This window comes from Mesorhizobium sp. B283B1A (assembly GCF_020165735.1).
Lineage (GTDB): Bacteria > Pseudomonadota > Alphaproteobacteria > Rhizobiales > Rhizobiaceae > Mesorhizobium > Mesorhizobium opportunistum.
Window position 1 is genome coordinate 140,145 of the sequence record NZ_JAIUIQ010000014.1, and the last position, 24,807, is coordinate 164,951.

At 62.9% G+C, this 24,807-nt stretch carries 23 protein-coding genes; 7 read left to right on the top strand and 16 right to left on the bottom strand.

Going from position 1 to position 24,807, the window contains the following annotated elements; translation table 11 throughout:
* Positions 1–39 precede the first annotated feature (39 nt).
* Positions 40–696 (top strand): hypothetical protein, encoded by a 657-nt coding sequence (locus LB577_RS14745; protein ID WP_224687240.1) that lies wholly within the window; start codon positions 40–42, stop codon positions 694–696.
* Between the two features lie 277 nt (positions 697–973).
* Here LB577_RS14745 and LB577_RS14750 read toward each other — a convergent pair whose 3' ends face one another.
* The gene (locus tag LB577_RS14750) at positions 974–1,600 is read right to left on the bottom strand and encodes a hypothetical protein (protein WP_224687241.1); all 627 of its coding nucleotides are present in this window, start codon (positions 1,598–1,600) and stop codon (positions 974–976) included.
* A gap of 395 nt (positions 1,601–1,995) precedes the next feature.
* Between LB577_RS14750 and LB577_RS14755 the strand changes: the two genes are divergently transcribed.
* On the top strand, positions 1,996–2,250 hold the full coding sequence (locus LB577_RS14755) for a helix-turn-helix transcriptional regulator (RefSeq protein ID WP_013530375.1): 255 nt from the start codon (positions 1,996–1,998) through the stop codon (positions 2,248–2,250).
* Here LB577_RS14755 and LB577_RS14760 read toward each other — a convergent pair.
* From LB577_RS14760 to LB577_RS14780, 5 genes are all read right to left on the bottom strand, one after another.
* Positions 2,231–3,484, bottom strand: coding sequence for a tyrosine-type recombinase/integrase (locus tag LB577_RS14760; RefSeq protein WP_224687242.1), 1,254 nt, complete (start codon positions 3,482–3,484; stop codon positions 2,231–2,233). The two genes, LB577_RS14755 and LB577_RS14760, sit on opposite strands and share 20 nt — an antisense overlap.
* A 315-nt stretch (positions 3,485–3,799) precedes the next feature.
* Positions 3,800–5,362, bottom strand: a complete 1,563-nt coding sequence (gene guaA, locus LB577_RS14765; protein WP_023767418.1) for a glutamine-hydrolyzing GMP synthase — start codon at positions 5,360–5,362, stop codon at positions 3,800–3,802.
* Between the two features lie 55 nt (positions 5,363–5,417).
* Complete coding sequence (locus LB577_RS14770) at positions 5,418–6,083, bottom strand: 5'-methylthioadenosine/S-adenosylhomocysteine nucleosidase (RefSeq protein ID WP_224687243.1); 666 nt, start codon at positions 6,081–6,083, stop codon at positions 5,418–5,420.
* Entirely contained in the window at positions 6,083–6,541 is a 459-nt protein-coding gene (locus LB577_RS14775) for a PaaI family thioesterase (protein ID WP_224687244.1), read from the bottom strand. The genes LB577_RS14770 and LB577_RS14775 overlap by 1 nt, the downstream gene beginning before the upstream one ends.
* A 139-nt stretch (positions 6,542–6,680) precedes the next feature.
* Positions 6,681–7,970, bottom strand: coding sequence for an RsmB/NOP family class I SAM-dependent RNA methyltransferase (locus LB577_RS14780; RefSeq protein WP_224687245.1), 1,290 nt, complete (start codon positions 7,968–7,970; stop codon positions 6,681–6,683).
* Between the two features lie 318 nt (positions 7,971–8,288).
* On the opposite strand from LB577_RS14780, the gene LB577_RS14785 reads away from it, so the two are divergent.
* Positions 8,289–8,966, top strand: coding sequence for an MIP family channel protein (locus LB577_RS14785; RefSeq protein WP_023767421.1), 678 nt, complete (start codon positions 8,289–8,291; stop codon positions 8,964–8,966).
* A gap of 69 nt (positions 8,967–9,035) precedes the next feature.
* Here LB577_RS14785 and katG read toward each other — a convergent pair whose 3' ends face one another.
* Positions 9,036–11,246: a catalase/peroxidase HPI gene (gene katG / locus LB577_RS14790; RefSeq protein WP_224687246.1), complete on the bottom strand. Its 2,211-nt coding sequence runs from the start codon at positions 11,244–11,246 to the stop codon at positions 9,036–9,038.
* A gap of 162 nt (positions 11,247–11,408) precedes the next feature.
* On the opposite strand from katG, the gene LB577_RS14795 reads away from it, so the two are divergent.
* A complete protein-coding gene (locus LB577_RS14795) occupies positions 11,409–12,317 on the top strand; it encodes a hydrogen peroxide-inducible genes activator (protein ID WP_224687247.1) in 909 nt (302 codons plus the stop codon).
* Between the two features lie 36 nt (positions 12,318–12,353).
* On the opposite strand, the gene LB577_RS14800 is transcribed toward LB577_RS14795, so the two are convergent.
* The 4 genes from LB577_RS14800 to LB577_RS14815 form a co-directional block, all read right to left on the bottom strand.
* Positions 12,354–13,106 carry an amino acid ABC transporter ATP-binding protein gene (locus LB577_RS14800; RefSeq protein WP_167313596.1) on the bottom strand — a complete coding sequence of 251 codons (753 nt, stop codon included), beginning with the start codon at positions 13,104–13,106 and terminating at the stop codon, positions 12,354–12,356.
* 50 nt (positions 13,107–13,156) lie between these two features.
* Positions 13,157–14,101, bottom strand: a complete 945-nt coding sequence (locus LB577_RS14805) for an amino acid ABC transporter permease (RefSeq protein ID WP_224687248.1) — start codon at positions 14,099–14,101, stop codon at positions 13,157–13,159.
* Positions 14,102–14,157: 56 nt separating this feature from the next.
* On the bottom strand, positions 14,158–15,015 hold the full coding sequence (locus LB577_RS14810; RefSeq protein ID WP_224687249.1) for an ABC transporter substrate-binding protein: 858 nt from the start codon (positions 15,013–15,015) through the stop codon (positions 14,158–14,160).
* A 121-nt stretch (positions 15,016–15,136) separates the two neighbouring features.
* The gene (locus LB577_RS14815) at positions 15,137–16,150 is read right to left on the bottom strand and encodes an isopenicillin N synthase family dioxygenase (protein WP_224687250.1); all 1,014 of its coding nucleotides are present in this window, start codon (positions 16,148–16,150) and stop codon (positions 15,137–15,139) included.
* Between the two features lie 103 nt (positions 16,151–16,253).
* Here LB577_RS14815 and LB577_RS14820 point away from each other — a divergent pair, with 103 nt between their 5' ends.
* A complete protein-coding gene (locus LB577_RS14820; protein ID WP_224687251.1) occupies positions 16,254–17,198 on the top strand; it encodes a nucleoside hydrolase in 945 nt (314 codons plus the stop codon).
* 125 nt (positions 17,199–17,323) lie between these two features.
* Positions 17,324–17,998 (top strand): TetR/AcrR family transcriptional regulator, encoded by a 675-nt coding sequence (locus LB577_RS14825; protein WP_224687252.1) that lies wholly within the window; start codon positions 17,324–17,326, stop codon positions 17,996–17,998.
* Positions 17,999–18,056: 58 nt separating this feature from the next.
* Here LB577_RS14825 and LB577_RS14830 read toward each other — a convergent pair whose 3' ends face one another.
* Entirely contained in the window at positions 18,057–18,581 is a 525-nt protein-coding gene (locus tag LB577_RS14830; protein WP_224687253.1) for a hypothetical protein, read from the bottom strand.
* A gap of 99 nt (positions 18,582–18,680) precedes the next feature.
* Here LB577_RS14830 and LB577_RS14835 point away from each other — a divergent pair, with 99 nt between their 5' ends.
* Positions 18,681–19,589 (top strand): LysR family transcriptional regulator, encoded by a 909-nt coding sequence (locus LB577_RS14835; protein WP_224687254.1) that lies wholly within the window; start codon positions 18,681–18,683, stop codon positions 19,587–19,589.
* Between the two features lie 48 nt (positions 19,590–19,637).
* Here the strand turns inward: LB577_RS14835 and LB577_RS14840 are convergent, their stop codons facing one another.
* The 4 genes from LB577_RS14840 to LB577_RS14855 form a co-directional block, all read right to left on the bottom strand.
* Positions 19,638–20,741, bottom strand: a complete 1,104-nt coding sequence (locus LB577_RS14840; RefSeq protein WP_224687255.1) for a calcium:proton antiporter — start codon at positions 20,739–20,741, stop codon at positions 19,638–19,640.
* Positions 20,742–20,959: 218 nt separating this feature from the next.
* Positions 20,960–22,732, bottom strand: coding sequence for an AMP-binding protein (locus LB577_RS14845; RefSeq protein WP_224687256.1), 1,773 nt, complete (start codon positions 22,730–22,732; stop codon positions 20,960–20,962).
* A gap of 147 nt (positions 22,733–22,879) precedes the next feature.
* Positions 22,880–23,584: an ATP phosphoribosyltransferase gene (gene hisG / locus LB577_RS14850; RefSeq protein WP_224687257.1), complete on the bottom strand. Its 705-nt coding sequence runs from the start codon at positions 23,582–23,584 to the stop codon at positions 22,880–22,882.
* A complete protein-coding gene (locus LB577_RS14855) occupies positions 23,581–24,702 on the bottom strand; it encodes an ATP phosphoribosyltransferase regulatory subunit (RefSeq protein WP_224687258.1) in 1,122 nt (373 codons plus the stop codon). Before LB577_RS14855 ends, hisG begins: the two co-directional genes overlap by 4 nt.
* Between the last annotated feature and the right edge of the window lie 105 nt (positions 24,703–24,807).

The following is a 24,807-nucleotide window of genomic DNA, read 5'->3' on the forward strand; positions in this document are numbered from 1 at the left end:
CCCACGACCGCGACAATCGTCCAGCGCGTGAAGTGTGAATTGCTGAAGGCAATTGCCTCCCCCTACACCGGACCAAAGTTGGAACAGCTTCACTACGTGATTGGCGTGTCCTTATCACTGACGGTAAACGACAGTGGCGAGCTTGCGCCCTCTTTGTCGTATATTTCTAACGCCCAGTTTACCTTCGACGCTGGCTTTAAGATCGCTAAGGCCCGTGAGCAAAACTTCACGCAGAATCTTTACTTCTCCGTCGATCGGCTGATTGCCGACCGCAAAATCGCCGCTGCATACAGTCGAAAGACAGGAACAAAAAATCGGTTCGAGGAATGCCCCAGCCCGTCCGAGACAAATCTGGATGGCGAGCTTGGCCTAGACAAGGTCGTTGCGCTTGCCTTTACCGCCCAATACTCAGATTCGAACGCGAAGCTGAATGGTGCCGATGGCGAGTTCGGCGGGTACGTACAGTTTGAGGTTACTCGTAACGTAAATGGTTTCGGACCTAATTGGAGCCTCAGCCATTTTACAGGACCCGGCGGTCTCATTGGCGCCTCGAAAGTCAACACAGATAGGATTTCTTATGGCTTCGCCCCAAGCTCTGGTGACGCGGAGGATACCTCTGATGCAGCCATTAGTGCACGACTCCAGAGCCTTCTCTTCCAGCTGAACCTCAATCAGATACAGACATCGGTACGCTAAAGTGTGCTGGCTGACGGAGCGTCTGAATGAGTAGAGGCGCAAAGCGGTCGCCCTTACGGGCAGGTTTTGACCTATTGTGCTGATCGGAGTTTCACCTCAACAGGTGAACTTGGTTGCAGCGCTATATTGGCGGAAGCTCTCTCCGTTACCACCAGCGCAACGCCTGGAGGCTTGTTGGGAATTCGCCTCAGCGACGAGCCCTCGCAGTTTGGCTGAAGGCGATAGGCAGAAAGTTCGGAAAGCTTCCAGGCAAGCTGGACGCAGCCGACAATGCGGTTCATGGGTTCCCGACGATCATCCGAATTGGAGCGGTCAATGTCGTCGGCAGAAGAGCGTAGGAAAGAGCTCTCGGCGGCTCCGCCGTGGGAACGAAAAAAGAAGGGAAGCAGAACTTTCGTGTGCGATTTCTGCACACAACATCTCGTAATGCACTTCCAGCGTAGCACGATCGCCTGATCGCACGCGTGCATGTAACGCGGCGAAGCACCGTACTTGAACTTGACTCCTTGGATGTGGCCAGATCCATCTCGCCTATGGTCCCTCGCGCGAAGTCGTCCTGCCAAAGTAGTGACGGAAGCTTGGACGAGAGCCATTGCTCGGCTCTCTCGAGCAGATATCGTTCGTGAACCTCGGCGATCGGGATCTGGAACGTCACGTCCACGAAGACACTCAGACCCATCTTCTCCAGCAACTCTGATGCGGGACGCCACAACACCCGCATGCGCATCCGCTCCTCCTCGCCATAGCCGCTGGTCTCCATCCGCTTGCACTCGACGGCATAGAGTATGCCTCCGATAGTGACGTCGAGGTCAGCCCACGCAATTACGCGACGCAAGCGGCCTTTCTGATCGTACTCCGCAAGCTTATGGCCAGTTGGGCGGATTTCGACATCGCCGCCGCGCATTACTCCTATGGCTACAACCTGCTTTGCATTGCGGATCAGGGCAAGCTGGTCTCAAATTCGATCTTCGGGGCATAGCACGCCGCCGATGTCCAGGGCGTGTTCGCCGTCCGCTCAATCACGTGATGGATGTCGCCGCACTCGGTGTGGCTCGTGAGCAAGACCTAGGCTTGCCGACCATCGCAAAGCTCGCCGGTTGGTAAAGGAGACGATATGATCGTAGTTGAGAGCTATGCTCAGATTGGAGTAGATGCGCGATCATTGGCCCGAAGGAGCCCTTCGGTATGCAAATGGTCAAACGCCAGAAGCAACCTCAACGCGAAAGTTGCCAGGGCATAGAGGCCGCGCCAGCGGACCGCCCCCTTCCGGTTCTATCGCACATTGAGGCGCGACGGATTGTGCGAACTGTTCGCCGATCGCAATTGCGAGAGATCGTCCCATTGTCGGACACGACCATTTATGAAATGGAACAACGAGGCGAGTTCCCCCGACGGTTCAATCTGACCCCCCGCTGCGTCGTTTGGGACCTGGGAGAAGTCGAAGCGTGGATTCAGGAACGGCGGAACGCGTCCTCTGCTGGTTCGCTCGAACTGGCCCCGGGACCAGACGTTCGGTCGCGGAAGACGAGACCCGTCAAATGGGATCGAGGATGACAGCCGCCCCGGAAATCGGCTGCAGTGTGGGTGCGTGTTTATTGCCAGCCGCCCACGCTTCAATCATATCGGCCCATTCCTGCAGCATGTGGCGCCGCTGCGGTTCGTATTCCGCCTTGTTATAGACGCCGCGGGAGGAGCGACTGTCTTCGTGGGCAAGGCATTTTTCGATCCAGTCGCGATTGAATCCGATCTCGTTTAGGAGCGTGGAGCCGGTCCGACGTAAATCGTGCACCGTAAAGGGAGCAAGCGGCAGGTCTTGTTTTTTTGCGCGGTCCACAATCGCCATGGTAATCCGATTGAAAGTCGCGCGCGACATAGGCTCGTCGGCGTCATAGCGAGATGGAAGCACGTATCGAGAGTTCGCAGCGCAAGTCTTGAGCGCAATCATGATGTCCAGGGACTGGCGGGAGAGATAGACGTTGTGGGGCTTCTTCCGCTTCATTCGCTCTTTGGGAATGCTCCATACCGCGTTCTCGAAGTCTACCTCATCCCACGTCGCGCCCAGAAGCTCACTTTTCCGAACCATCGTGAGCAGGATCAGCTTTACGCCCAGCCGGATGGTCGGCAACGTCGGCACATTTTCCAACTCTTTCAGCATGAGTCGAATTTCTGGGGGTGACAACGCTCGGTCTTTCGCCTCGAAGGTGGCTATGGAAGCTGGCCCTACCTCGTCCGCCGGATTGGCGATCTTCTCGCCGTGCAGAATGGCATAACCATAGACCTGCTTAACGATATCCCGGACATGAATTGCCGTTGCCGGTGCGCCACGGTCCCTCACCTTTGCGCACAGCGCCCGCAAATCGTCCGATGTTATTTCTGTGAGGACCCTTTTGTCCCAAATCGGCAAGATGTCTCGATCGAAGACGGCTTTGCGCATCGAGCGCGTGCTGTCCGCCATCTTCGCCTCTTTAAACCATCTTCTGCCAGCATCGCCGAACGTGGCCGTCCCAGACCGGCGCCGCTTGTCACGCTGCTTTTCCTGGGCTGGCGATTTTCCGGCTGCAACCATTTTTCGTGCGGCAAGACAGCGGTCACGCGCCTCTGCTAGCGAGATGCCTCCCTCACCATAGCGGCCAAGCGTCACTGTCTCTCGCCGACCATTCACTCGGTAGTCGTATCGGAACGATACCTGCCCTGTGGGAGCCACGGTCGCGTACATACCGTCACGATCAGTGACTTTGTATATTTTCTCTTTTGGTTTCAGCTTCTTAAGTGCGATGTCTGTGAGCATAGGAGGAGACGGACGGGCGCATCTAGGATTGTGAAACGCCTAGTTTTACCGTCATTCGTTTTACCGTCAAGTCACTTGGAGAGCCCATTCGATTCAATGCCTTACCTCGAAAGATGCCACGTGCTTGAGTCCGGCGCACTGACGGCATCAGTCTGCAGCGAAGATGACGCGAAAAGGAATGCCGTCAGATATACCGTCAAATGATTCCGCTTAGGGGCGATAGTCAGCGATAGACCTAGAGATAAAAGCAGGTAAGATTCAGAGGTTTAATGAAGTTTCTTCGATAGTCGCCGAATGCTGGCGAACGACCGACCTCTATTCCCACTCGATTGTCCCGGGCGGCTTCGAGGTGACGTCGTAGACGACGCGGTTGATGCCGCGGACCTCGTTGATGATGCGCGTGGCGGCGGCGCCGAGGAAGGCCATGTCGTAGTGGTAGAAATCGGCCGTCATGCCGTCGACCGAAGTGACGGCGCGCAGCGCGCAGACGAATTCGTAGGTGCGGCCGTCGCCCATCACGCCGACGGTCTGCACCGGCAGCAGCACGGCGAAAGCCTGCCAGATGGCGTCGTAGAGGCCGGCCTTGCGGATTTCGTCGAGGTAGATGGCGTCGGCCTCGCGCAGGATCTCCAGCTTTTCCCGCGTGATGCCGCCGGGGCAGCGAATGGCGAGGCCGGGGCCGGGGAACGGGTGGCGGCCGATGAAGCTTTCGGGCAGGCCAAGCTCCTTGCCGAGCGCCCTCACCTCGTCCTTGAACAGTTCACGCAGCGGCTCGACCAGCTTCATGTTCATGCGCTCGGGCAGGCCGCCGACATTGTGGTGCGACTTGATGGTCACCGACGGGCCGCCGGTGAAGGAGACGCTTTCGATCACGTCAGGATAGAGCGTGCCTTGCGCCAGGAAATCGGCACCGCCGAGCTTCTTCGCCTCTTCCTCGAACACTTCGATGAACAGACGGCCGATGGTCTTGCGCTTCTTTTCCGGGTCGGACTCGCCTTCCAGCGCGGAGATGAACTTGTCCGAGGCATCGACCAGGATCAACGGCAGATTGTAGTGCTGGCGGAACATCGCCACCACGCCCGCTGCCTCGTCCTTGCGCATCAGGCCGTGGTCGACAAGGATGCAGGTGAGCTGGTCGCCGACCGCCTCGTGGATCAGCAGCGCGGCGACGGAGGAGTCCACGCCACCCGACAGGGCGCAGATCACCTTGCCCTTGCCGACCTGCTTGCGGATCGTCTCGACAGCATGTTCGCGATAGGCGCGCATCGTCCAGTCGCCCTCGATGCCGGCGATGTTGTGGACGAAGTTCCTGAGCAGCCTGGCTCCATCAGGCGTGTGCACCACCTCGGGATGGAACATGATGCCGTACATACGGCGCTCGACATTGCCGAAAATGGCAAAGGGCGAGCTCTCGGACTTGCCGAATACCTCGAAGCCCGGCGGCAGGGCGATGACGCGGTCGCCATGGCTCATCCAGACCTGGTGCCGCTGCCCGGTCGCCCACAGGCCCTCGAACAGCGGGCTGTCCTTCTCGATCTCGACGAAGGCGCGGCCGAATTCGCGATGGTTGGAGCTTTCAGCGACACCGCCCATCTGCACGCACATGGCCATCTGGCCGTAGCAGATGCCGAGCACCGGCACGCCGGCGTCGAAGACGATCTGCGGCGCACGCGGGCTGCCAATGTCCGACGTCGAGGCCGGCCCGCCCGACAGGATCACGGCTTTCGGATTGATGCGCTTGAACGCCGCTTCGGCCGACTGGAACGGCACGATCTCGGAAAACACACCCGCCTCGCGGATGCGGCGGGCTATGAGCTGGGTAAACTGGCTGCCGAAATCGACAATCAGGACGGTGTCGGGATGATTGGCTGTTTTCATGGCGAGCGTTTAGAGAAAGAAATGAGTCGGCGCAATGGGTTGCGGTGCCTGACTTTCAGACTGGCCTCGGGTCTTCACGGGTCGGCTGGACGCGAAGCAAGCCAGAGCCGATCGCCTGTTCGAGGCGAATGACGGCGTCCGCCAGCTTTTCGTCGATGACATGCAGATACTCCGTCCAGTCACCGACATGCCTGAGATCGGCCGCTCCGTCGGAAATGCCGCGCAGGCCGATCAGCGGGATATCGAACAGCTGGCAGGCGCGCAGGCAAGCGAAGGTCTCCATGTCGACCATGTCAGCCATGATCGTGTCGTAGGCCGCGCCGGTGATGATCGCGCCGCCGGTCGATAGCGTGGCTTCCTTGATCTGCGGAATCCTGAACGGCAGCGGCACGGTCACCGGCAGGTCGAGGAACGGCGTCGCGCCTTTCTCGAAGCCGAGTGGCGAGGCGTCGATGTCGCGATAGCCGACGGAGACGGCCTGGTAGATTTCGGTCTGCTCCAAGGTCCGGCTGCCGGCTGAGCCGAGCGATACGACAAGATCCGGCAAGGCTTTTTCAGACTTCAACCGGGAGAGTTCGGCGCCGAGGCGCACACCTGCCTCGACCGGGCCGACACCGGTCATCAGCGGCGTGAACAGTTTTTGCAGATGTGGGCCGTATTCGGCTTGCGCCGCCATGACGAACAGGACGTCCTTGCCGCCAATTCGCACAACGTTGCCCATCAGCCTGCAATCCCGTCGCGGCCGACCACCGTCATCATGGTCCCGGTCATGGTGGCGATCAGCTTGGCCTCGCCGTCGGCGGCGAAGGCGTAGGCCTGGCCATCGGCGACGATGATGGTGCGGCCGGGTTTGGTCACCGAACCGCGGAACAGGAACCGTTCGCCTCGGCCGGGCGCCAGCAGGTTGACCTTGAACTCGATGGTCAGCACGCCGGAATTCTCCGGCATCAGCGAGAAGGCGGCATAACCACAGGCCGAGTCCAGCGCGGTCGAAATGACGCCGGCGTGCAGAAAACCATGTTGCTGGGTCAATGCAGCCGAATAGGGCATCTCGATCTCGATGATCCCCGGCGTCACCAGCGTCAGTTCGGCGCCGATCGTCGCCATCGCCTGCTGGCGCGCAAAGGACGCCCTGACGCGACCCTCATAGTCTGGAGCCGGTACGATCTTTGCCGCCATCGCCATTGCCTTCACTTTTGCCGGAAAAGCTTATTGCAGAGGCACGGGCGGCAGGCAAACGCTTTTGCTGCAGTGCAGCAATCGGCTTGACCCGCGACAGCGAACCGAACCCGCCACGCATCGGCGCCAGCCGATACGTTCAGCCGGGCCTGCGCATGGCACAGACATAAAAACCATCGGTGCCGCTCAGCGCCGGCGACAGCGAAATATCGCCACCGGCGCCGATCCGCGCGGCCGCCTCGTGCCCCGGGAAATGGCTGTCCCACAGCGCGCGGTGATCGACCGGGACAAAGCCGCTGTTACGCCCGCGAAACGCGGCGACCTGTTCGCCATTTTCCTCAGGGAATACCGAGCAGGTGATGTAGACCAGCAGGCCACCGGGTTTGACATAGATGCTGGCGGCATCGAGGATCGCCGACTGCTCGCCCTTGCGGGCATCGAGCTGTCTTTGCGTCAGGCGCCATTTGGCGTCGGGACGGCGGCGCCAGGTGCCGCTGCCGGTGCACGGTGCGTCGACCAGCACGACGTCCATATGACCCGAGAGCGGCGCAAGCTCGGCCGGCTTGGTGACCACCTGCACATTGCGGTTTTCCGAGCGGCGGATGCGGTCGAAGATCGGCGCCAGCCGCGCCTTTTCGGCATCATGGGCGAAGATCTGGCCCGTATTGCCCATCTGAGCCGACAGCGCCAGCGTCTTGCCGCCGGCGCCGGCGCAGAAGTCGAGCACCTGCATGCCGGCCTCGGCACTGGCGAGCGCGGCCGCTATTTGCGAGCCTTCGTCCTGGACCTCGAACCAGCCCTTCTGGAAGGCCGGCTCTGCCTGCACATTCGGATGCCTGCCGTCGCCATCGATGGGCGGAATGCGGATGCCGTTTGGCGCTATGCGAGCGGGCTTGGCACCGGTATCGGCCAGTTCCGTCAGCACCTTCTTGCGATCGGCCTGCAGCGTGTTGACCCTGATGTCGAGCGGAGGACGTGTCGCCAGCGCGGCGCCCTCCTCGACCCAGCTCGCTCCAAAGGCCCGTTCGAAAAGCGGTTCGCACCAATCGGGTATGTCGGCCCGCACCGCGGACGGCGCGTCGGCAAGCCGGCGTTCGGCGATTGCCTGGAGCTCGGTGGCGCCGAGCAGCGGCGGCGCGAACTTGTCACCGTCGAGCGCGTCGTTGAGCGACTGCGCCGTCTGGCCCCATTCGAGCAGCAGCGCGCCGAAGCCGATGGCGCGCGGCGTGTCTTCGCCGAGCAGCCAGCCGGCGGAGCGCTTGTGGCGCAACGCGTCATAGACGATGTTGCCGATCGCCGCGCGATCGCCGCCGCCGGCGAAACGGTGCGAGAGGCCCCAGTCCTTCAGCGCATCGGCCACCGGCCGGTGACGCCGGCCAATGTCTTCAAGCACTTCGATGGCCGCAGCCAGCCTTCCGCCCAGTCGCATTCGTCATTCCATCAAATCGAGCACAGCATCTCGGCCTGCTCTTAGAACCTTTCACGTCCGGATTGAACCCCGCTCCGTCTCGCGGCGTGGCACCATCCCGACTGTTGCCAGCGAAATTGGCCGACCAGTAACTCTCCCTGGCAATCAACAGCAGATCGATCAATAGATGAAAGATCTCTAATGTTCATACTGGCGCGTTCAAGCACGGCGCGTGGCGCAACAGCTCTGCTTTCCAAGTTTTTCGGTTGGGAATACTCTTGCCGCCATGATTCGCGGCGCAGAAAACGTAGACCGGCGGATCGACACGAGGAGAGGGCAATGAAGACTTATCTGGCGGAAGTTCTAGGCACATTTCTGTTGGTGTTCATCGGCACGGCGTCGGTGGTGACGGGCGGCTTCGGCGGCGCGCTGCCGCTCGGCCAGGAAGGCATCGGCCTGGCATTCGGCATCGGCCTCATCGCCGCGGCCTATGCGATCGGCCCCATTTCGGGCGCACATCTCAATCCGGCTGTGACACTCGGTGTCTTCCTTGCCGGACGGCTGCCAGCCAAGGACGTCATCCCCTATTGGATCGCGCAGATCATCGGGGCCATTCTGGCTTCGCTGGCGCTTTGGATCATTGTTTCCGGCCAGGCCGGCGGCCACACCGGCGGCTTCGGCGCCAATGGCTGGGACGAGACGAAATGGGGCATAAGCTCGGCCTTCCTGTGGGAACTGATCGGCACCTTTACCTTCGTCACCGTGATCCTCGGCGTCACCGCTGAAAAGCACTCGACGGCATTTGCCGGCCTGGTCATCGGCCTTACGCTCGCGGGCATTCACTTCGCCATGATCCCGGTCACTGGCACCTCGGTCAATCCGGCGCGCTCCATCGGTCCGGCGCTGTTTACGGGCGGTGCGGCACTCAGCCAGCTCTGGCTGTTCATCGTCGCGCCGCTGATCGGCGGCGCCATTGCCGGCGTCGTCGCCAAGGCACGCATCTTCGAGAAGGATTGATCTCGAAAGCTGAAATAAAAGGCGCGGGCCACGGCCCGCGCCTCTTTTTGTCGGGTCCTTACGCCGGAATCAGCCTGCGATGTCGAAGCGGTCGGCGTTCATCACCTTGGTCCAGGCCGCGACGAAATCCCTGGCGAATTTCTGTCCGGCGTCGCTGGATCCGTAGACTTCGGCAAGCGCACGCAGTTGCGCATGCGAGCCGAAGATCAGGTCGGCGCGGGTGCCGGTCCATCTGACAGCCTTGGTCTTGCGGTCACGGGCCTCGTACACTTCCTCCGAACCCGGAACCGAACCGGCTGCCGGATCCCAGACCGTGCTCATCGAGAGCAGGTTGACGAAGAAGTCGTTGGTCAAAGTGCCCGGCCTATCGGTGAACACGCCGTGCTTCGAGCCGCCAGCGTTGGCGCCGAGCACGCGCAACCCGCCGACCAGCACCGTCATTTCGGGAGCGGTCAGCGACAGCAACTGCGCGCGGTCGACCAGCATGGCTTCGACCGACATCGGCTGCTTGCCCCTGACATAGTTGCGGAAGCCATCGACTTTCGGCTCGAGCGCGGCAAAGGAGTGGACATCCGTCTGCTCCTGCGAAGCGTCCATGCGACCGGGCGTAAACGGCACCTTCACCTCATGGCCACCGTCCTTCGCCGCCTTCTCGACCGCGGCGACGCCGCCGAGGACGATCAGGTCGGCGAGCGAGATCTTCTTCTCGCCCGTCTGCGCCGCGTTGAACTCCTTCTGGATGCCTTCGAGCTTGGCAAGCACTTTCGATAGTTCAGCCGGCTGGTTGACGTCCCAGTCTTTCTGCGGTGCCAGCCGGATACGGGCGCCGTTGGCGCCGCCACGCTTGTCGGAATTGCGGAACGTCGAGGCCGATGCCCAGGCGGTCGAGACGAGTTCGGAAACCGACAGGCCCGAGGCCAGGATCTTCGCCTTCAGCGAGGCGATATCCTGCTCGCCGACCAGTTCGTGATCGATCGCGGGGATCGGATCCTGCCAGATCAGTTCTTCCTTCGGCACCAACGGGCCGAGATAGCGCACGACCGGACCCATGTCGCGATGCGTCAGCTTGAACCAGGCGCGGGCGAAGGCATCGGCGAACTGATCCGGATGCTGATGGAAACGCCGCGAGATCTTCTCATAGGCCGGATCGACGCGCAGCGCGAGGTCGGTGGTCAGCATGGACGGCGCGCGGCGCTTCGAGGGATCGTGCGCATCCGGCACCGTGCCGGCGCCGGCGCCACCCTTGGGGGTCCACTGATGGGCGCCCGCCGGGCTCTTCGTCAGCTCCCATTCGTAGTTGAACAGATTGTCGAAGAAGTTGTTGCTCCATTTGGTCGGCGTCGTCGTCCAGGTCACTTCGAGGCCCGAAGTGATGGCGTCGCCGGCAATACCGCTGGCATGCTTGCTCGACCAGCCGAGGCCCTGCGCTTCGATGCCGGCGCCTTCCGGCTCGGCGCCAACCAGCGATGCATCGCCGGCGCCATGGGTCTTGCCGAAAGTGTGGCCGCCGGCGATCAGCGCCACGGTTTCCTCGTCGTTCATGGCCATGCGGCCGAAGGTTTCACGGATGTCGCGGGCCGAAGCCAGCGGATCGGGCTTGCCGTTCGGTCCTTCGGGATTGACGTAGATGAGGCCCATCTGCACGGCGCCGAGATGGCCCTGGAGTTCGCGATCGCCGGAGTAGCGCTGGTCGTCCAGCCACTTGGTTTCCGAACCCCAGTCCACGTCCTGCTCAGGTTCCCAGACGTCGGCGCGGCCGCCGGCGAAGCCGAAGGTCTTGAAGCCCATCGATTCCAGCGCGACGTTGCCGGTGAGGATCAGCAGGTCGGCCCAGGAGATCTTGCGGCCGTATTTCTGCTTGACCGGCCACAAGAGCCGGCGCGCCTTGTCGAGATTGGCATTGTCCGGCCAGCTGTTCAGCGGCGCGAAGCGCTGCTGGCCGGCACCGGCGCCGCCGCGGCCATCACCGATGCGGTAGGTGCCGGCGCTGTGCCAGGCCATGCGGATGAAGAGCGGTCCATAGTGGCCAAAGTCCGCCGGCCACCAGTCCTGCGAATCCGTCATGACCTTGTGCAGGTCCTGGATGACCGCATCGAGATCGAGGCTCGCGAATTCCTTGGCGTAGTCGAAATCCTCGCCCATCGGGTCCGACAGGTTCGACTGCTGGTGGAGAACGCCGAGGTCGAGCTGGTTCGGCCACCAGTCACGGTTGGTCCGGCCGGCGGATCCATGCGCCACAGGGCATTTGCCCGCGCTGTTGTCGTCGGTTTTCGCGTCCATGTTCGTCTCCGATTTGCCGAGGTTTGATCTTTGCCAAGATTCTGGGGGCAGCCAGTGGCCGCACCAATCTGGAATGGTTCCAGACTAGGCTGCCTTGCCGATAAAGACAAATTGCCTTTCCTGTTTGTTTTGATAGGAATTCCTTATGGTAGGATTGCCCGCATGATAGGATTGACCGTTCGCCAGATGCACTATTTCGAAATGCTGGCCCAGACGCTGCATTTCGGGCGTGCGGCGAAACTGGCCGGCGTCAGCCAGCCGGCGCTGTCCGCGCAGATCGCGGAGATGGAGCAGCGGCTGAACTGCCGGCTGTTCGAACGTGGCGGCAAGTCGGTCAGGATGACCGACGAAGCGGCAGCGCTTTTGCCGCGCATCGAACGTATCCTGGCCGACATACGCGACGTTGAAACGACGGCCCGGCGCGGCCGCATGGCCATGGAGGGACGCTTCCGCCTGGGCATCATCCCGACCGTCGCGCCCTATCTCTTGCCGCGCGCCCTGCCAGAGCTCAAAAAGCACTTTCCGGCCTTGCTGCTCGAACTGCGCGAGGCTGTCACCACGTCCCTGGTCGAAGACACCGCATCGCGAAAGCTCGACGCCTTCATCGCCGCGCTTCCGCTCGATCATCCCGGCCTGACCACCGAGGCACTGTTTCCCGACAGGTTCTTCCTGGCCGTGCCATCAGGCGATCCCGCCTTCGCCTCGCCGCCGGTTCCGCCCGAGAGCCCGGCACTGGAGAGGCTGATGCTGCTGGAGGAAGGTCATTGCCTGCGCGAACAGGCGCTGGCCGTCTGCGGCAATGTGCGCCCGGTGGCGATGGCAAGCTACGGCGCCACCAGCCTGACCACGCTCTTGCAGATGGTGGCGCACGGGCTCGGCGTCACGCTCGTCCCCGAAATGGCGGCCGGGCCAGCGGGCACCATCCCGGACCTGAAGATCGTGCCGTTCCAGGAGCCGATGCCGCAACGCATGATTTGCCTTGCCTGGCGTCGCAACAGTACCAGGCACGGCGAATGCGTCGAACTTGCCACGATCATCCGCAGCCTGGGTCCAGCGGCATTGGCGGCGTGATCCCGAGAGTGGCAACCGCGCCCCGACAAGGAGACCTCACAGAACCCGGGACAGGAACTCGCGGGTTCGCGGCGATTTTGGGTTGGCGATCATCTCGCGCGGCGCGCCACGTTCGACGATCACGCCGCCATCCATAAAGACGAGCTGATCGCCGATCTCGCGAGCAAAGCCGATCTCGTGGGTGACGACGACCATCGTCATACCGCTCTCGGCCAGGTCGCGCATCACCTGCAGCACCTCGCCGACCAGTTCCGGATCGAGCGCCGATGTCGGCTCGTCGAACAGCAGGACCTTCGGCTTCATTGCCATGGCGCGCGCAATCGCAACACGCTGCTGCTGGCCGCCGGACAGTTCGCGCGGATAGCGGTCGATCTTGTCGGCGAGGCCGACACGCCGCAGCAGCACCTCCGCCTCGGCCTTGGCCTGATCGGCGGGAATGCGCCGCACCTGCGTCGGGGCCTCGATCAGGTTCTCCATCACCGTCATATGCGAGAACAGGTTGAACGACTGGAACAGCATGCCGATTTCTGCCCGGCGCCGGCACAGGAGATCGTCCTTGACCTCGTAGAGCTTGTCGCCCTGGAGGTCATAGCCGACGAACTGGCTGTCCACCAGCAGGATGCCGGCGCTGAGTTTCTCCAGATGGTTGATGCAGCGCAGGAACGTGCTCTTGCCGGATCCCGACGGGCCGATGATGCAAGCCACCGATCCTTCGGGCACGTCGAAGTCGACACCCTTGAGGACTTCGAGCGGGCCATAGGATTTGCGCACGCCGCGCGCGAACACCATGGAGTTGGCCGGCACGCCGAAGCGGGCGCGATTTTCGGACTTCACATCGCTCATCGGGCGACGCCGCGCAGGCTGACGGCGTTGCGCAGGGCGCGCATCGTCAGGGGCTCGCGGCGCGTGTCGCTGCGGCCGAAATGGCGCTCCAGGAAATGCTGTCCCACCGACATGATGCTGACCACCGCAAGGTACCAGAAGGCGACCACGATCAAGAGCGGGATCGTCTCGAAGGTGCGCGCATAGATGCTTTGCGCCGTATAGAACAGGTCATCGACGGCAATGAAGGTCACCAGCGACGTCATCTTCAGCAAGTTGATCGCCTCATTGCCGGTCGGCGGCAGTACGAAGCGCATGGCCTGCGGCAGGGTGATGCGCTTCAGGATCATGCGGTAGGGCATTCCGAGCGCACTCGCCGCTTCCGACTGGCCAGACGGCACCGACTTGATGCCGGCGCGTATGATCTCGGCCATGTAGCCGGCCTCGCACAGCGAAAGCGCAACGACAGCCGAGAAGAACGGCGTCATGAAATCATTGGTGCGCACGGCAAACAGCGTGCCCAGGAAGGGCAAAGTGAGCGAGATTTCGCGCACCAGCAGCGACAGGTTGAACCAGAAAATCAGCTGGATCAGGGCCGGGACACCGCGGAAGAACCAGACATAGACACCCGCGAAGGCGCGCAGCACCGGGCTTGGCGACACCCGCATGATGGCAATGACGGTGCCGACGACGATCGCCAGCACCATAATGATGACGGTGAGCATCAGCGTGTTGCCAAGGCCGCGCATGATCGAGGGATGGAACAGGTAGCCGGCGGCCGTGCCCCAGGCGAAGGCCGGATTGCTGGCGAAGGCGCGAATGATCACAAACGCCAGCAGCAGCGCAAGCGCCGTGCCGACCCAGATGCCGTAGCGGCGCTGCGGCACGACGGTCAATCGCGACACGGCGGCGGCGACACCTGCTGGCTCGACGCCGATCTCGGTCGGGTGGGCCATGCCCATCGCTGGTCTCCTGATCGCTGGCCGGCGCCTGACGGACCACCAGGCGCCGGTAATTTCTATTCTGCGCGAAGCGCGTCCATGGTGCCGACGAAGTAGGGTTCCTTGATGGCATAGACGCCCATGCCGTACTTCTCGAGGATAGCCTTGTAAGTGCCGTTGTTGAACAGCTCGGAAAGCGCGCCCACCATCATGTCGGCGGTCTCCTTGTCGTCCTTGGCGATCGCCATGCCGAGCGGCGCGACCTCGTAAAGCGTCGGCAGGACCACCAGCTGGCCCTTGCTCGTCACCTCGAAATAGCTCGATGCGGTCGCATCGTCCATGCGGGCATCGACCCGATCGGACAGCACGGCCTGGACGATATCGGTCGATGAGTTGAAGACCGATTTTTCGATGGCCGCCTGACCCTTGTCGGTGCAGTCCTTGCCGAGCTTGTCGACCAGGAAGTCCGAGGCGCTGCCGGCCGAGACGCCGACACGCTTGCCGCAGAGCGGCGTATCACCGCTGAAGCTCGCCTTCTTGTCCGGCGATGTCGAGACGGCGAGGCCGGCCTTCAGGAACATGACGAAATCGACCTGCTTCAGCCGCTCGGGCGTTGCCGAAAACGTCTCCCAGGCGATCTTGAAGCGGCCCGCGGCCAGGCCCGGTATCATCGAGGGAAACGGCGTGCGCTGCACGTCGAGCTTGGCGTCGACGAGCTTGGCCACCTCGCCGGCCAGTTCGATGATGATGCCAGTCTGCTTGCCGTCGGCGTCGAGATATTCGAATGGCGCGTAGTCCAGCGTGTTGGCGACGGCGAGCGTTCCGCTCTGCTTGACATCGGTGGATTTCGGAACCTCGGCAGCCCAGGAAACCCCACCCCAGGCTATAGCGGAGATCGCCAGCGTGAGACTGGCCGTTCGCAGATATGCATTCATTGTTGTTCCCCTTTCTTTTCCTTGTTGGCAGTGTTTGCAGTCTTTGTCAGGCAAGGCCCGACTTTATCAGGCAAGGCCCGAGCTGGCCGCTGTTCGGGGCCAGCTCGGGCTTGGCATTCACTCAGGCGCCGGTGGCTTCCGCCGCCTTCTTCTTGCGATAGTGATAGTTCTTGTCGATGCGCTCCATCAGATAGTCGCCGTAGAGCACCGGCCCGTATTTCGGCTGCGTGCCGGCCGGCACGCAGACCGGCAGCGCTTCGATCGTCTCGTCCATGGACGGATCGAAGAAGAAGGGCTGCGAATAGCGCTCGCGCCCGGACCGGTTGATGACACGGTGCGGCGTCGAGACGAACTGGTCGTTCGACCAGCGCGCCAGGATGTCGCCGACATTCATCACGAAGGAGTCCGGGACCGGAGGTGCCGGAACCCAGTCGCCAGCCTTGTTCTTGACCTCCAGGCCGCCGACATTGTCCTGCGCCAGCAAGGTGATGAAGCCGTAGTCGGTGTGCGGCGCCGAGCCGAAGAGACCTTCTTCCTGGGGCTGCGTCGGATAATGCAGCAGGCGCAGAAAGGTCGTCGGCTGCTCGAAATAGCGGTCGAGGCTGCCGGGGGGCAGCCCGAGCGACAGCGCGATGGCGCGGACCATCTTGCGCGCCAGCGTGCCCATCTCCTCGACATAGCGATCGATCGTCTGCCGGAAGCCAGCCAGCGCTGCCTCGTCCGGCCACTGGTTGGGGCCTTGCAAGGGCTTTTCGGCCAGGGCCCTGGGATCATCGGCGCCGACCTCGTGCATGAAGAAGATCGATTCGCTCTGGTTCGGCTTGCTCACCGTCGCGACCGAGGAGGTTACGATGGTCGAGCCGGCGAAGGGCAGGTAGCCGCGGAAATTCCGGTCGATCTTCAGCTTGAGCTTTTCCTCCTCCGGCAAGGCAAAGAAGCGCTTGCTGGCTTCGCGGACGGCTTCGACATCGGCGCGCGGAATGGGGTGGCCGGTGACATAGAGGAAGCCGATCGTCTCGAGATAGCGGCGCAGCGTCGCCGCCGTCTCGCGGATCGCGCCTTCGTCGTCGCCGTAGAGCGCCGACACGTCGAGGATCGGGATTTCGGAAAAATCGCCGCGCGCTTGTGCATCCATTTTCGAACACCCTGTCTTGAACATAAGATACAGTACTGTATTTCTACACATCCGAACGGCCTCATCAATAGGCTTTCGACCGCAAAAGGAAGAGCGCTGAAACATGGCACCACGCAAGATCATCATCGACACCGATCCGGGCCAGGACGACGCGTTCGCCATCCTCTTCGCACTGGGATCTCCGGCCGAACTCGAGGTGATCGGCATCACCACGGTCGGCGGCAACGTGCCGCTTGCCCTGACGTCGAAGAACGCGTTGAAGGTCGTGGAACTCGCCGGGCGCGCGGACGTGCCGGTGCATGCCGGATGCCCGGCGCCGATGGTGCGCAAGCTGATCACGGCCGAGTATGTCCATGGCGAAACCGGGCTGGACGGCGCCGATCTTCCCGAACCCGTGACGCAACTGCAGAGCGAACACGCGGTGAATTACCTGGTGCGCACGATCATGGAGGCGCCGGAGGGCGAGCTGACCGTCTGCACGCTCGGGCCGATGACCAACCTCGCCATGGCCATGACCATGGAGCCGAGAATCGTGCGCCGGCTGCGCGAAGTCGTGCTGATGGGCGGCGGCTTTTTCCAGGGCGGCAACGCCACGCCGGCGGCGGAATTCAACATCTTCGTCGACCCGCATGCGGCCCACAAGGTGTTCGACAGCGGCGTGCCCGTGACCATGGCCGGCATAGACTGCACCTACACCGCCCTGATGACGCCCGAGTGGCTAGACCGCCTGCGCGCAACCGGCAGCCGCGCCGCGGTCGAAGCCGCCAATCTGGCGGACTTCTACCGCCAGTACGGCACCCACAAATTCGAAACGCCGGCGCGCCCCATCCACGATGCCTGCGTCACCGGCTACCTCCTGGCGCCGCATATCTACGAGCAGCGCCAGTGCGCGGTGACGGTCGATATCGTCTCGCCGGAGACGATCGGCATGACGGTGGTCGACTGGTGGCACGTGACCGGCCGCGCCAAGAACTGCAACGTTCTGCGACGCATCGATCCGGCGCCGTTCTTCGAACTCATGCTGGAGCGGATCAGCGCATTGCCATAGAGCGGTTCCTGGAATTGCTCTGGTCGCGCGTTCCGCGATAGATGGACCCTCGAAGAGTCGCGAAGCGCATCGAAGCCGGCGAACGGATTGGAGGCGTCGCGCATGGCGATGAAGGTCTTGATCACATGAAAGCCGACAGCGCCCCGGCCAGAGGCAAGAGACCGTCCAAGGCCGCCCCGCGTTCGAAGACCGCGCGGCAGACGCTCAGCCGCGACGCCTGGATCGCCGCCGCGCGCAAGGTGCTGGAGAAGCGCGGCATCGCCGAGGTGAAGATCGACCGCCTCTCCAAGCAGTTGAAGGTCACGCGCGGCAGCTTCTATTTCCACTTTGCCAGTCTGGACGATCTTCGTGGCGGCCTGCTGCAGGAATGGCGCAACATCAACTGCGCACCGTTCTGGGCGATGCGCGAGATGCACGACATTGACGGGCTGCAGTTCTTCACCGACATCGTGCATGTATGGGTCGACGAAGCGCCGTTCAGTCCGCTGCTCGACCTGGCCATCCGCGACTGGTCGCGAACCTCCCGAAAACTGGCTCAGGAGGTGAAGGACATCGACGATCTGCGCATCGCGCTGCTGATCCGCTCGTTCCGCGCCATGGGCTATCCCCCGGACGAAAGCCTGGTCAGGGCCCGCATCACCTATTTCCACCAGATCGGCCAGTATGCGCTGTCCTTCAAGGAGGATCCGGCGGTGCGCCGGAGCTACCAGCCGCTGTTCGGAGAGGTGCTGCTCGGACCGCTCGTGCAGGAGCGCGGTACGGCGCCACGGCCGAGCGAGATGGGGAGCGGACGGCGGTAGCATCCGCTTTTCGCCCCGCCGCCATTGCCTTCGAAAGCGCAGCCGGGTTCCCGGATGACTAGGACGCCGTCGCGGTGTCGGTGACGGCGCGAGACGCGCTGCGGCGGGGGCGCAGCAGAAAATAGAATGCGGCGATATGGGTGATCATCAGCAGCGGCACGTAGAGGATCGGGATCGCGTAGGCGGCGCCCAATTGCTCCGCATGCGCGGGAAGACCGGCCTGGATAGCGTGGTAATAGTCGGCGATGAGGTCGACCGCTCCCACGAGATTGAAGGCGACGACGAACGACCAGAACAGCCAAGGAATCCTTATCGAGACCAGCGCCAGCAGGGCCAGTATCCCTGTCGCGAAGTCGCCATAGGCGGCGAACGCGGCGAAGCCGGCGGGTAGATTCGGGCCGACAACGCCCGGAAGGATGAAGACGAGGCCGAAGAAGCGGAAGCTGTGCAGGGTGGCAATGGCGCGTTGCGCCGCGGTTCGGTCCATCGAGTTCAGCCACGGCAGCCCGTATGCGCCGAAGCAAAGCAGCCACGCGACATAGCCTAAGACCAGTTGGATCTGGAACAGCACTTCCGTGGGCATTTGGGCTCCTTGTTGGCAGGGCATTGCGGCCTCCCCGCTTCAGCCGATTACCTAAGCCCGCTTCCATCGTTCGACTATCCGTTGTAATCACAACGACCCATGAAGCAGAACTACACAGTCAGACATGGTACGCTGGAGGGCGTCGAGGTGTTCCTGGCCGTCGCCAGGCGCCGCAACTTCCGCCGCGCCGCCGCCGATCTCGGCGTGACGCCATCCGCCGTGAGCCAAGCGGTGCGCGCGCTGGAAGCCCGCATCGGCGCAGCGCTGTTCGTCCGCACGACGCGCAGCGTCGGTTTGACCGAAGCCGGTCAGCGGTTCCTCGATCGTGCCGGCCCTGCTTTCGAACAAATCGTCGCCGCTGGCGAGGCCGCCCGTGACGTCGGCCAACGGCCAACCGGTCTGCTGCGCCTGTCGGTGCCCCGCGCCGTGGTGCCGTTGATCCTGGAGCCGGTGATCGCGTCCTTCTGCCAGGCTTATCCCGAGGTCGAACTGGAGATCGCCGCCAGCGACGAGATGGTCGATCTCGCGACCGGCGGCTTCGATGCCGGCATTCGTCTCGGCCAGTTCATCGCCCCCGACATGGTCGCCGTGCGGTTGACGCCCGCATTTTCGTTCGTGGTCGTCGGCAGCCCGGACTATTTCGAGCGCCACGGGCGCCCCGAGCGGGTGGAGGATTTGCGCCGCCACGCCTGCCTGCGCTTGCGCCGTTCGAACGGCGCCATCGCGCCGTGGTCCTTCATCGACGGCAACGAGGCGATCGAGGCGATGGTCTCAGGCCCGTTGATCGCCCACGACTACCCGACATTGCTCGGGGCCACGACGCGGGGGATTGGGCTGGCCCAGATCCCCCGGCCCGTCGCCGAAGCTCCGATAGCGCAAGGAAAACTCGAGCCGGTACTGGAGAGCATCGCCGCCACGACGCCGGGCGTCTTCCTCTATCATCCCGGCAAGCGCCAGATCCTGCCGAAGCTGCGCGCTTTCATCGACCACCTCAAATCGGCGGCCTGAGGTACCGAGGGATGCCGACCCCCTGGCGCTTCGCTCGCACCAAAGCCTTCATGGTATGAATATCAGAAATACATAGGTGAAAAAAACTACGAGATGGACCATTCCGGTCAAGAACGTCGTTCTTTCAGTGCTGAAGCTTACATTGCATATGAAAAGCGCCAAGACCAAAAGGACCGCATCGGCAGCCGGCAGCCCCAAGGTCAGTCCTCTCCCCGTCAGCAGGCTGGCGGCAGCGACTCCCGGTATGGTCAGGCCGATCGTGGCGCAAGCCGAACCCATCGCGACATTCAAGCCGCGCTGCAGCTCATTGTTGAGTGAAGCGCGCACCGCCGAAATGGCCTCCGGCATCAACACCAGCCCCGCGATCATTGCCCCGACAATGCTGTCAGCCTGGGTCACCTGGTAGGTGACGAGCGTATTTTCGACACTTGCCGCGACCTGCTCGGCGAGCATGACAATTCCGATCAGTCCGGCCACCAGCAGCAGAGCGCTGGCAGAGATGTTCTCGTGAGGGGCAGCGAGCACCGGAACGTCGTGTGGCTGTCCCTGGATAAAGTCTTCCCGGTGCCGGACGGTCTGCGCGAACACGAAGCTTGCATAGAGCAGCACTGAAAGGACGCTGACGAAACCAAGTTGGGCTGCCGAAAACGTGCCGGGACCCGTGGTCTGGGTGTAGGTCGGCAGAATAAGCGTCATGACGGTCAGCGCGATCAGAACCGCCAGATAGGCACTGGTCCCTTGCCGCACGATGGCCTGCTTGCGATGACGCCAGCCGCCAAGTGCGAGACACATGCCGACAACGCCGGTGGACGTGATCATCACCGTCGAGAAGACGGACTCCCGTGCCAGCGTCGGGTTGTTCTCTCCATGCAGCATCATGGAGACAATGATCGACACTTCGATCGCCGTGACGGCAAACGTCAGCACCAGCGTGCCGTACGGCTCCCCTACCCGCCGAGCTACCGCCTCTGCGTGGTCGAGCACCACGAAAATGGTGACGAACATGATCGCACTCGACAATGCACCGACAAGTATCCTGGCGTTCAACGAACCCTGGTCCACCGACAGCCCGCTGGCTCTGACCGCGACAGCCATCGCCAGCGCAGCGAGGGGCATCGCGTAGGAAATCGCCGATCGTCCGAAACCAGTCATGCAAGCCCCCCATGTGTTCTGCGAACTAGGTGTCTCTGCAAACCAGGTGTTTCTGCGAACTAGGTGTGGGGAGCCCCTCAGCCAATGTCATCGCAAAGCCAGAAAGCCCATCGCCCGGCGTTCGGCAAACGACGCTTACCCGCAGCTCCTGAAGATGCCGCGAGGTCGCGCGACCTTGGCATTATCGAGCGCAACGACAAAATCGAGGCGCCCACCCTTCACGCCGTCTTCTGCGTCACCAGTCCCAGTTCCTCCACCATCGCTTCGCGCATCAGGAATTTTTGCGGCTTGCCGGTCACCGTCATCGGCAATTCGCTGCGGAAGCGGGTGTGGCGGGGGATCTTGTAGTGGGCGATCTGGCCGGCGCAGAAGTTCTTGATCTCCTGCTCGGTGGCGATCTGGCCGGGCTTGAGCACGATCCAGGCGCACAGCTCCTCGCCATATTTGGTGTCGGGAATGCCGAACACCTGCACTTCCCTGACCTTGGGATGGCGGTAGAGAAATTCCTCGACCTCTCTGGGGTAGACGTTCTCGCCGCCGCGGATGACCATGTCCTTGACCCGGCCGACGATGTTGCAATAGCCCTCGGCATCGATGGTGGCGAGGTCGCCGGTGTGCATCCAGCCGTCGGCATCGATCGCCTCGCGGGTCTTGTCGTCGTCGTCCCAGTAGCCCTTCATCACCGAATAGCCGCGTGTGCACAGCTCGCCCGGCGCGCCCACGGCAACCGTGGCGCCGTCGGCATCGACCGCCTTGACCTCGACATGGGGATGAATGCGTCCGACGGTCGAGACGCGCTTTTCCAGGGGATCGTCGACGCCGCTCTGGAACGACACCGGGCTGGTCTCGGTCATGCCGTAGGCGATGGTCACCTCAGACATATGCATTAGCGACACCACCTTCTTCATCACCTCGATCGGGCATGGCGAGCCGGCCATGATGCCGGTGCGCAGGCTGGAGAGATCGAAGGATTGGAAATCCGGATGATCGAGCAGGCCGACAAACATGGTCGGCACGCCGTAGAGCCCGGTGCAACGTTCCTGCGCCACGGCTTTCAGCGTGGCGCCGGCATCGAAGCCCTCGCCCGGGAAAACCATGGTCGCGCCCTTCGAGACGCAACCCATCGTGCCCATCGACATACCGAAGCAGTGATAGAGCGGCACCGGGATGCACAGCCGGTCATCGACGGTCAATTTGATCGCCGAAGTGACGAAATTGCCGTTGTTGACGATGTTCGAATGGGTCAGGGTCGCGCCCTTGGGCGCGCCCGTGGTGCCTGACGTGAACTGGATGTTGATGGCATCGCCGGGCTTCAGCCCCTCGGAAATGCGGTCGAGACTGTCATGCTCGTCGCGGCCGGCCATGGCCAGCACGTCGCCGAAATTGAACATGCCGGGCGAGTTCTCCTCGCCCATACGGATGACGATTTTCAGCGCCGGCAGCTTTTGCGCCTTGAGCTTGCCGGGCGCGGCCTTGGCGATCTCCGGCGCCAGCGTCTCGATCATGCCGAGGTAATCGGAGGTCTTGAAGCTTGCCGCCGTCACCAGCGCCTTGCAGGCGACCTTGTTCAGCGCATAGTCCAGTTCGGTCAGCCGGTAGGCGGGGTTGATGTTGACCAGGATCAGGCCGATGCGGGCGGTGGCGAACTGGGTCACCAGCCACTCCCAGCGGTTTGGCGACCAGATGCCGACGCGGTCGCCCTTTTCCAGTCCCAGCGCCAGGAAGCCGGCGGCCAGCGCATCCACCGTGTCCGACAGTTCGCTCCAGGTGAAGCGCTTGTCCTGGCCAACGAAGACGGCGGCATCTTGCGTGGCATATTTGCTGGCGGTGTCGGAGAACAGCGCGGGAATCGTCTCCTTGAGCAGCGGCGGCGTGCGCTCGCCGGAGACATGCGCCTTGCCATCGACAGGGGCCACGAAGACATTGCCATTGCGAGCGGCGCGGCCACGCAGATTGGTGGCGTTCTTCAGCTCGTCGAGATTGACCGGCATCGCTGTATCCTCCCAGGACGAACCCAAACCTATCAGCCCGCCGGGACGGTGGAAATCCCGCCGATGGTAGTGGAGGTGCTGGGGCCGCGCACTGCCGCAGCGAGCCGCTGTCCGCCTTCAGCGGCTGACTTTCAAGTCACCTGCCCTTCAAGGAGGAGGGAGGAGGGCGCTCATCTTCGACGCGATGTCGCGCAGCAGGGCTTCATCGGCCGCCGCACGCGGCTTCTTCGACGCCACCAGGCAGGCTTGCGACTTCAGGACAACGCCGTCGCCCAGCACCTTGAGGTGATTGGCGCGCAGCGTCGAACCTGACGTGGTGATGTCGACGATGACATCGGCGAGGCCAGCCGCCGGCGCGCCCTCGGTGGCACCTAAGCTTTCGACGATGCGATAGACCTGGATGCCGTGCTTCAGCGAAAAGAACTGCTGGGTCAGCCGCCAGTATTTGGTGGCGATGCGCAGCCGCCGGCCATGACGCTGGCGAAAATCGGCGGCGACGTCATCGAGATCGGCCATGGTGTCGACGTCGAGCCAGATCTCGGGTACCGCCACCACGACATCGGCATGGCCGAAGCCGAGACGGGCGACGATTTCCACGCGCGCCTCCCAATCGGCGAGGTTCTCGCGCACCAGGTCCTCGCCGGTGATGCCGAGATCGACCGCGCCCTGGCCGATCTCGCCAGCTATCTCGGAAGCCGACAGGAGCGCGACCTCGATGCCTTCCGCGCCCTCGATGCGTGCGCGATAGGAGCGCTCGTCGCCGGGCAGGCTGACGGCGAGGCCGGCCCTGGCCAGAACCTCCAGCGCCTGCTCCTTCAGCCGGCCCTTCGAGGGAATGGCCAACGTGATCATGGTGCCGTCTCCCGCAACGCCTCGATGCGGTCGAGCCAAACCGAAAAGCCGACGCCGGGGATCGCGGTCTTGGCGCCGAGCAGCGTCAGCAATCGGTCGTAGCGGCCGCCGCCGGCCAGGGGGCGCTCGCCATCCTGCGCCGCGATTTCGAAGACCACCCCGGTGTAATAGTCGAGCGGTCGGCCGAAAGCGGCATCGTAGCGGATTGTTCCTACCGGCAAGCCATGCGCCTCGATCGCCCTGGCGCGTGCCGCGAACTTTTCCAGCGCCGCACCCAGTGAAAGACCGGCAGCGGCGGCGAAGCTCTCCAGCGCCTGGGCCGCGCCATCGAGCGGCACATCGATGGCGAGAAATCCCTTCAACGCCGCGAAAGCCTCGTTCGACAGCCGCACGCTGCGCAACTCGGCTTTCTCGATCAGCCGCCGTGCAATGTCCGACGGCGAGCGCCCGGCCGACGCCGACAGGCCGGCCTCCTCCATGCCGCCGGCGATGTGCGCCGAAAGACCTTCAACATCGCCGTCGAGGACAAGCGCCGCGACATCGCCTGAAAGCTGGCTGTTGCGCGGCGGATTGGCGAGATCGGCGAGTGCTGCCTCAAGCATCGGCGCCGAGCCGAAGGCGCGGGCGAGCCGCATGCGCCAGCCACGCGGCAGTCCAAGGGCGGCGAGCACGGCCTCGAAAATGGCCTGGTCGCCGAGCGTGACCGCCAGGGAACGGCCGGGCAGCACCAGCGACAGCAAAGCATGCGCGTCGGCCACGGAGCGCGCATCGGCCTCGGCCGTGTCGCGGTCGCCGAGATCCTCGATGCCGGCCTGGAAAAACTCGTTGCCGCCTTCGCGGCGCTGGCGAAACACCTCGCCCAGATAGGAATAACGGCGCGGCGTGCCGGCCTGCGAACTTATATGGTCGAGACAGACCGGAATGGTAAATTCCGGCCGCAGGCACAGCGTCTGCCCGGTCTCGCTCTCGGTAAGGAAGATGCGCCGCCGCAGATCTTCGCCGGCCATGTCGAGGAAGGGATCTGCCGGCTGCAGGATGGCAACCTCGACCGCATGCGTGTTGCGGGTGGCGAAGAGGCTGGTGATGTCGGCTGAGATGGCGGGATAGGGGGAGGTCATGTGCTGCGCCCTTCCCTTCTCCCCTTGTGGGATTGTTGCAAAATTGGGTGGATGTGATTCCCTGTTTTTGAACAGGGGATCGTGCAATGACGACGAAGCCGAGCG